This is a genomic window from Thermoleptolyngbya sp. C42_A2020_037 (genome assembly GCF_015272455.1).
Taxonomy (GTDB): Bacteria; Cyanobacteriota; Cyanobacteriia; order Elainellales; family Elainellaceae; genus Thermoleptolyngbya.
This window is the reverse complement of sequence record NZ_JACYLP010000004.1, coordinates 22,413-29,797: the sequence shown is the minus strand read 5'-3', so window position 1 is coordinate 29,797 and position 7,385 is coordinate 22,413. Positions and strand designations below refer to the sequence as shown.

Below are 7,385 nucleotides of genomic sequence, written 5' to 3'. Positions count from 1 at the left end.
AAGAACGAAGAGGGAAGAACGAAGAGGGAAGAACGAAGAGGGAAGAACGAAGAGGTTCTGTTTTTCGTTCTTCGTTTTTCGTTTTTCGTTCTTTCCGCCCTATCACTCTCCCACCACCGTCACCTCCACCAGCGTATTGTCACTGGGACGCGCAATCCCGCTATCTAGGGCTGGGCGGAACTGCAAGCCCGTCTGCGCTAAACATTGCACCAGCTCCGTGTAAGCATAGTTTGTGGGCGCGGGCTGCTGCACCTCGGCGCGAGACACGCGCCCGTCTGCCTCGACCGCCAGCCGCAGCGTCACGGGTGCGCCAAAGCCCGCCACACTGTCCGGAAAAAGTGGGCAGGAGTTGGGCTGAGTTGGGTCGGCGAGGACGCTAATGCGGCTGGTCAGCAGTTCGGCATTTTCTTCGGGGATGTCGGCTGTTTCCTGCGGCGACAAGTGGCGCACGGTCGCCACGCTCAGCGTCAGGCTAGTAGGCGTGGGCTGGCGACCAATCACCACTTCGCCCAGGTCGTCTTCTGGGCCGGTGTCTGGGCCGCTGGCGGGTGTGTCGATGCCCGGTGCGCCACTGCCCGGAACCGGATTTGCAGCCGCGTCTCCAGGGTTATTGACCGGGTTGCCGCCCTCAGTTGGGTTTTGTCCTGGCGTGGGGAAGGGTGGCTCGGTGGACTCGCTGGGCTGGCTCACGTCAGGAAAAGGGCGTGGAGGCGGCAAAGGCTCTCGCCCCAAGACGGGCGGCGGCTCCGGCGGAATAAAGGGAGACGGCTGCACCGGGACGGGCGACGGCCGCTGGGGCGCTGGCGTGGGGATGGGCGTAGGTGTTGGGATGGGCGTTGGAGGTGACACCACTGGAGGTGATGCGATCGGGCTGGGCGGTGGTGTTTCCACGGGCGCAGGGGCAGGGGCAAGCACCGCAGGCGGGATGGCAGCGGGCGCAGGCGGCGGTGGGTTCACCGGAAAAGGGGACGGCGCTGGTGTCGCAGCAGGGGGCGGAGCAGGCACTTCAGCCGGGGCTGGGGCGACAGGGCTGGCAGGCACGGTTGCAGGATCAGGAGTCGTGTCTGGGGCGATCGCCCCTACATCCACCAGTTCAATCGGAGTCGCCGCGCCCCCCCCTCTAGATCGCTCAACGGCAGTCTTCAGCGAGGGCAGCACCGCCAGCAGCAATAGAACATGCAGCACCACCGACCCCGACCACACCCGCGACCACAGCCCCGCCGGATCTTGATGCCGCCGCTGCACGGGCACTGGAAACGGAGAAAAATCGCTGGTGGCGGGGGAATGCGTCATGGGGGAATGCAGGGGGCGTGCATCATCTGGGAAGTGTTAGGAGGGCGATCGCAAAATGCTTCAGCCGAATCATTTAACTGCCCAGCATCGTCAAACTGGAGCTTCAGGACGAAAAAGCGGGAAGCGATATCCCACCCGATCATAACGAGTTGTAACGAAATAGACGGCTTGTCGTCTCAGATGTCCTCATCCGGTTTCGACCTACATCGTTTGTATGCTGCGAAGCTAGAGCGGGCCAGGGATTCGCGATTGCTTTCGGCTTCCAAAAATCTTAAAAAATAGTTAAGAACCTTTAGAAATATAAATGCAGATTATTGAGAGGCCAAGAAGTTTCAACTTTTAGCTTATTGAATCGGTTTCATTCCCTGATATATTTTGTCTTGAACCCGTGATCAGGGCAGTTTGCAGGTCGCTCAACGTCAAGTCTGTTCAACCCTTTGCCCTGAACATAAAGACTTTGTTAATGCCAGTCCGCTGCGCTGGAGATTATGCCCTGAGAGCGCGGCTAGCGGTATGTCGCCTGTGTCGTGTTGCACAGGCAGGGTTTCGTACGCTCTGAAAACAGTGATTCACAGGAAGGGAAACGATGTCTTATTCGCAAACCAAGACCCAGGCAAAAGCTGGGTACCAGGCTGGGGTTAAGGACTACCGCCTGACTTACTACACCCCCGACTACACGCCCAAAGACACGGACATTCTGGCCGCCTTCCGCGTCACCCCTCAGCCCGGTGTGCCGCCCGAAGAAGCGGGTGCAGCCGTTGCGGCTGAGTCCTCGACTGGCACCTGGACGACCGTGTGGACTGATCTGCTAACTGACCTCGATCGCTACAAGGGTCGTTGCTACGATATCGAACCCGTTCGCGGCGAGGACAATCAGTTCATTGCCTACATCGCCTATCCCCTGGATCTGTTTGAAGAAGGCTCTGTCACCAATATGCTCACTTCCATTGTGGGCAACGTGTTTGGTTTCAAAGCCCTGAAGGCGCTGCGTCTAGAAGACCTGCGGATTCCCGTCGCCTACCTGAAGACCTTCCAAGGCCCACCCCACGGCATCCAGGTCGAGCGTGACAAGATCAACAAGTACGGTCGTCCCCTGCTGGGTTGCACCATCAAGCCGAAGCTTGGTCTGTCGGCAAAGAACTACGGTCGTGCCGTATACGAGTGTCTGCGCGGCGGTCTAGACTTCACCAAAGACGACGAAAATATTAATTCCCAGCCCTTCCAGCGCTGGCGCGATCGCTTCACCTTCGTGGCCGAAGCCATCCACAAAGCCCAGGCTGAAACGGGCGAAATCAAAGGTCACTATCTGAACGTGACCGCCGCCACCTGCGAAGAAATGCTCAAGCGGGCTGAGTACGCCAAAGAACTCAACATGCCCATCATCATGCATGACTTCCTGACCGCAGGCTTCACCGCCAACACCACCCTATCCAAGTGGTGTCGTGACAACGGCGTTCTGCTGCACATTCACCGCGCCATGCACGCTGTGATTGACCGCCAGAAGAACCATGGGATGCACTTCCGCGTACTGGCAAAGTGTTTGCGGATGTCGGGTGGTGACCATATCCACACCGGAACCGTGGTGGGCAAGCTAGAGGGCGACAAAGCGGTCACCCTCGGCTTCGTGGACTTGCTGCGTGAAAACTATATCGAGCGCGACCCCTCCAAGGGCATCTACTTCACGCAGGACTGGGCTTCCATGCCGGGTGTGATGGCAGTTGCTTCTGGCGGGATTCACGTCTGGCATATGCCCGCGCTGGTGGAAATCTTCGGCGACGACGCAGTACTTCAGTTTGGCGGCGGCACGCTGGGTCACCCCTGGGGCAACGCACCGGGTGCAACGGCAAACCGTGTTGCTCTGGAAGCCTGCTTACAGGCTCGCAACGAAGGTCGCGACCTGATGCGCGAAGGCGGCGACATCATCCGCGAAGCTTGCCGCTGGTCGCCCGAACTGGCTACTGCTTGCGAACTGTGGAAGGAAATCAAGTTCGAGTTTGAGGCGGTGGATACCGTCTGATGAGAAGGGCTGACAGGTGAGGAATAGGGAATGGAATTGATGCTTGGTTTACGCTCTCAACCCCGAATTGAGGGTATAAGTATTAGCACTCATTCTTTATTCCTCAGCGTTCAACCTTTCACCCCCTCGGGGTCAACTGCATGGATCTTAGACAGATCGCAAAGGAAACGAGCAAGACGCTAATCAGCTACCTGACGTTTCAGGCAATGCGGACGGTGATGGCTCAGCTCAGCGAGACTGATCCACCCCGTGCCCTACGGCTGCATGAGTTCTCTCGCCGCGAACGGATCGAAAACAGTGAGTCCTACCTCCAGGCTCTGTTCAAAGAGGATCAGGCCCTTGCCTTTCGGATTTTGACCGTGCGAGAGCATATTGCCGAGGAAATTGCTGACTTTTTGCCAGAGATGCTTCGTACAGGCATCCAACAGGCAAATACGGAGCGACGCTGTGAGCAGCTTGAGCGAATGACGCAGCTTGACCCCGGTGCTACAAGTACCCATCCAGAACAAGATTCAACGTCTGAAGACTAGAGAATAGAGGAATCCATGAAGACTTTACCCAAAGAGCGCCGTTACGAAACCTTTTCCTATCTGCCTCCGTTGACCGACGCACAAATTGCCCGTCAGATCCAGTACACGCTCGACCAGGGTTATTTCCCTTGCATCGAGTTTAATGAAGATTCTGCGGCTGAGATGCACTATTGGACGATGTGGAAGCTGCCATTGTTTAATGCGACTTCTCCTCAAGAGGTGCTGAATGAGGTGCAGCAATGCCGTTCAGAATTCCCGAATTGCTATATCCGGGTGGTTGCGTTTGACAATATCAAGCAGTGCCAGGTGATGAGCTTCATTGTTCATAAGCCTGGTAATAACAACAACTACGGCGGCGGCTATCGCTACTAATGCTGGATTGGTTAATGCCTGGTTGATTGGTTGCTAGAGTTGCGAATTAGCAGGGAGGTGTTGCATGGTCAGTTCATGCAGCACCTTCGCTTTTGTGGAGCGGTATCGCCCGACTATCGAACGCTCCTCATCCCACCGTTACATCCAGCACCATCATCAGCACAAAGCCCACCATCACTCCGACTGTTGCGGCTTTTTCATAACCCAGACGGTGTGATTCGGGAATAATTTCATCGCTGATGACAAACAGCATTGCGCCCGCTGCAAAGCCCATCGCCAGCGGCAAGATTGCTGAAAACAGAGAAACCGCCATTGCCCCCAAGATGCCACCCACCAGTTCCACCAGGCCTGTGAGCAAGCTGATGAATAGCGCTCTGGGCTTGGAATAATTTTCAGACAGCAGCGAAATAGCGACCACCAGTCCCTCTGGAATGTTTTGCAGGGCGATGCCCAGCGCTAGCGCAATGCCATTGGAAATATCGTCGCCGCCAAAGCCTACGCCGACTGCGAGACCTTCAGGAAAATTGTGAATGGCGATCGCCATCACAAATAGCCACACTCGCTTCAGGTTTACAGCACTGCTGCCCTCGCGCCCCTTAAAAAAGTGTTCGTGGGGGAAATAGCGATGGCTCAGCCAGAGGAAGAGTCCGCCCAGCCCGATGCCCAGCGACACGATCAGCGCGGCATAGACATTGCTACCCGTCCTTTCAGTTGCCGCCTCCAGCCCTGGAATCACCAGCGAAAATGCCGTTGCCGCCAGCATTACGCCCGCCCCAAAGCCCAGCATGATGCCCTGGGTGTTTTTGCTAATTTTTTCAAATAGGAAAATGGGCAGTGCGCCTAGACCTGTGGCAAGGCCCGCAATGCCGCTGCCAAGGATACCGAGGGTAATGGTGTCGAGGGAGTCGAGCATGGGAAAGAACGGTAGAGATTGAGGAAGGCAATGGGGCGATCGCCGCTGGTTATTTCAGCATCTCCGCGTTATTCCAGCACTTCAACCTTTGGTCATTCAAACCTTTTATCACTCATACCGTCGGCCGCGCCATTGTGTGGGTTTGCGGCTGGCAGAGCGTAGGATGCGGAGGGCAGCTAGCGGATCAGCGAAGGGAGAGAGCCAGAAAGCGAGAGGAAAGCGGCTGCCGGGGCGATCGTAGGCGGTGCGGATGCCGAACTGGGTGCCGAGGCGCAGCAGGAGCAAACAGAGGTTGAGTGCCAGCAGGGCAAGGAACGTTAGTGAGGCAGCGGTGGAACGGATAGCCAGAATCGTTAGCACAGCCGGAACCAGCAGCCAGGGCAGCGCCTGCACCAAAAGCAAAAACGCCACATCGCTCCAGGTTTGGGCAGGGGTGCTGGCATCTTTGAGGTCGAGCGATCGCCCCCATTCGCGCCAGGTTTCGCCCATGCCCTCGTACATGCGGACTTTGAGCAAGTTAGAGCCGTCGAGAAAACCGACCTTTGCGCCGCGTCGTGCTGCCTCGCGTACTAGAGTCACATCATCACAAAAGGACTGGCGGGCGCCGGTGTAGCCGTCGAGGGATTCCAGGAGCGATCGCCGAATCAGACAACACTGACCATTCGCCATCGTGCGCTCAGGCGCGTCGGCCGGACTCCCCGCCGCCCCAAACCGATAGATCAGCGTCATCAGCAGCGCAGGCTGTAGCCACCATTCCCCTGGCTGCTTCAGGATAAATCGCGGTGCGAGGGTAATCAGGTCATACTGCTCCGCCTGGGCCGCCTGGAGAAGCGCTGGAATCAATCCCGGCTGCGGCTGCGTGTCTGCATCGATGCCGAGAACCCACTCGCTGTGGGGGCTGCTGTGCAGATATCCAGTGTGCAGCGCCCAGGGGCGACCGACCCAGCCCGCAGGCAGCGGATCGTCATACACGACGCGAAATCGCGGGTCTCGCTGAGCCGCCGCTTTCACCAAATCCACCGTGCCGTCCTGAGAATGGCTATCGACGACGATCGCCTCTCGCAGCTCATAGCCCTGGCGCGTCAGCCCGTCGAGGCAAGGCTGGAGGCGATGTGCTTCATTCAGCGTGGGAATGACGACGCTAACGGTTCCCAGCATGGCGGGCGTGGCGTTCTGGGGACGCAGCGGGGAAGCGCGACGGGCAGCGCTGAGCAGACGAGTCAGCAGGATTGCAGCAGCAGGAAGCTGGATGACCAGGAGAAACAGGGCGATCGCCCCCAATCCGCCCGCCAGCCCAGCCTCCCATGCCGTCACCTCTAGCCCGCTCAATTGGCGCTCACCCCAACGCGCACTGAGGGCTTGCGAGAGGCTTCGGTGGTGGCCGATTTTTCACTCAGCAAGTAGCTCTGCCGCCAGCACAACACCGCCGGAATCACGCCCAACAAAATACCCAGCAGCACCGGAATCCAGAACCCAAAGGCGAGGCTCATCACCATTGCAAAGGCGAAGTTGCCCAGATAAACCGTCAGCGGAAAGTTCAACTGAGTGGCTTGAGGCTTGGCAACAGTGCGCCCCCACAGCAGCACCGCGACCGTCATAAACACCGCTCCCGTGCCCAGCCAGCCGACGAAGTTTTGGTACGGCATTCCAAAAAATGCGCCGGGCTGATGCCAGTACCAGAAGGGCATTGCAGTCTGGCTCATGGCGGGGTCAAGCACAAAGTCCCAGGAGGTGAGCAGGAGTGTGCCCAGGAACACTGCCGCCGCGCCCCGCGCAACGGTCAGCAGTCCAGAAGTCGGCTTGTCGGTTTCCAGCCCAGCCCGCGCCAGCAGGTAGGATGACAGCCCCAGGTAATACCAGGAGAGGGGAATTGTGAAGGGAACCAGTCCGTTGATTTTGTAGCCCAGTCCGCTGAGATAGCTGTAGTGTCCAAAGGGAAAGCCCGTGCTGGTGCCCAGCAGTTCACTGGTGAGAGACAACCCCACAGAGCAGACCAGGAACGTGAGCCACGCCCGTAGCCCCAGCGTGCGATAGGCATAGATCGAAACGGCGATCGCCCCCAGCAAGATGTACACCACACCGCCGCCCGCCATGCTCCAGCGAAACAGCGTTTGCCCAGCAGGCACATGGGTCAAAAATTCGGGATGGGGCATGACCAGCAGCAGACCCGCTAGCCCAAACGCCATCGCCACCAAATGCCCAATCAAACACGCCCGCTCAATTCCAACCAATCTCTGCATAGTTGCTCCGTGTAGGCTTG

At 58.1% G+C, this 7,385-nt stretch carries 7 protein-coding genes; 3 read left to right on the top strand and 4 right to left on the bottom strand.

Translation table 11 applies throughout. From position 1 onward, the window contains the following. Window positions 1–102: 102 nt before the first annotated feature. Window positions 103–1,293 (bottom strand): hypothetical protein, encoded by a 1,191-nt coding sequence (locus IGS16_RS00870; RefSeq protein ID WP_297082497.1) that lies wholly within the window; start codon window positions 1,291–1,293, stop codon window positions 103–105. 586 nt (window positions 1,294–1,879) lie between these two features. Here IGS16_RS00870 and IGS16_RS00865 point away from each other — a divergent pair. From IGS16_RS00865 to IGS16_RS00855, 3 genes are all read left to right on the top strand, one after another. Next, window positions 1,880–3,310, top strand: coding sequence for a form I ribulose bisphosphate carboxylase large subunit (locus tag IGS16_RS00865; protein WP_068508972.1), 1,431 nt, complete (start codon window positions 1,880–1,882; stop codon window positions 3,308–3,310). Window positions 3,311–3,450: 140 nt separating this feature from the next. After that, complete coding sequence (locus tag IGS16_RS00860; protein ID WP_068508974.1) at window positions 3,451–3,840, top strand: chaperonin family protein RbcX; 390 nt, start codon at window positions 3,451–3,453, stop codon at window positions 3,838–3,840. A gap of 15 nt (window positions 3,841–3,855) precedes the next feature. After that, the gene (locus tag IGS16_RS00855) at window positions 3,856–4,212 is read left to right on the top strand and encodes a ribulose bisphosphate carboxylase small subunit (protein WP_068508976.1); all 357 of its coding nucleotides are present in this window, start codon (window positions 3,856–3,858) and stop codon (window positions 4,210–4,212) included. A 127-nt stretch (window positions 4,213–4,339) separates the two neighbouring features. Here IGS16_RS00855 and IGS16_RS00850 read toward each other — a convergent pair whose 3' ends face one another. The 3 genes from IGS16_RS00850 to cruF form a co-directional block, all read right to left on the bottom strand. Next, window positions 4,340–5,125 carry a ZIP family metal transporter gene (locus IGS16_RS00850; protein ID WP_297082494.1) on the bottom strand — a complete coding sequence of 262 codons (786 nt, stop codon included), beginning with the start codon at window positions 5,123–5,125 and terminating at the stop codon, window positions 4,340–4,342. Window positions 5,126–5,233: 108 nt separating this feature from the next. Next, complete coding sequence (cruG, locus tag IGS16_RS00845; RefSeq protein WP_297082492.1) at window positions 5,234–6,454, bottom strand: 2'-O-glycosyltransferase CruG; 1,221 nt, start codon at window positions 6,452–6,454, stop codon at window positions 5,234–5,236. Continuing rightward, window positions 6,451–7,365, bottom strand: a complete 915-nt coding sequence (gene cruF, locus IGS16_RS00840) for a gamma-carotene 1'-hydroxylase CruF (protein WP_297082491.1) — start codon at window positions 7,363–7,365, stop codon at window positions 6,451–6,453. The genes cruG and cruF overlap by 4 nt, the downstream gene beginning before the upstream one ends. Window positions 7,366–7,385: the final 20 nt, after the last annotated feature.

Bases quoted from the DNA above. Each gene is read 5' to 3' on its own strand.
- IGS16_RS00855 (WP_068508976.1), top strand. From the start codon at position 3,856: ATGAAGACTTTACCCAAAGAGCGCCGTTACGAAACCTTTTCCTATCTG.
- IGS16_RS00865 (WP_068508972.1), top strand. From the start codon at position 1,880: ATGTCTTATTCGCAAACCAAGACCCAGGCAAAAGCTGGGTACCAGGCT.
- IGS16_RS00870 (WP_297082497.1), bottom strand. From the start codon at position 1,293: ATGACGCATTCCCCCGCCACCAGCGATTTTTCTCCGTTTCCAGTGCCC.
- IGS16_RS00850 (WP_297082494.1), bottom strand. From the start codon at position 5,125: ATGCTCGACTCCCTCGACACCATTACCCTCGGTATCCTTGGCAGCGGC.
- IGS16_RS00860 (WP_068508974.1), top strand. From the start codon at position 3,451: ATGGATCTTAGACAGATCGCAAAGGAAACGAGCAAGACGCTAATCAGC.
- cruF (WP_297082491.1), bottom strand. From the start codon at position 7,365: ATGCAGAGATTGGTTGGAATTGAGCGGGCGTGTTTGATTGGGCATTTG.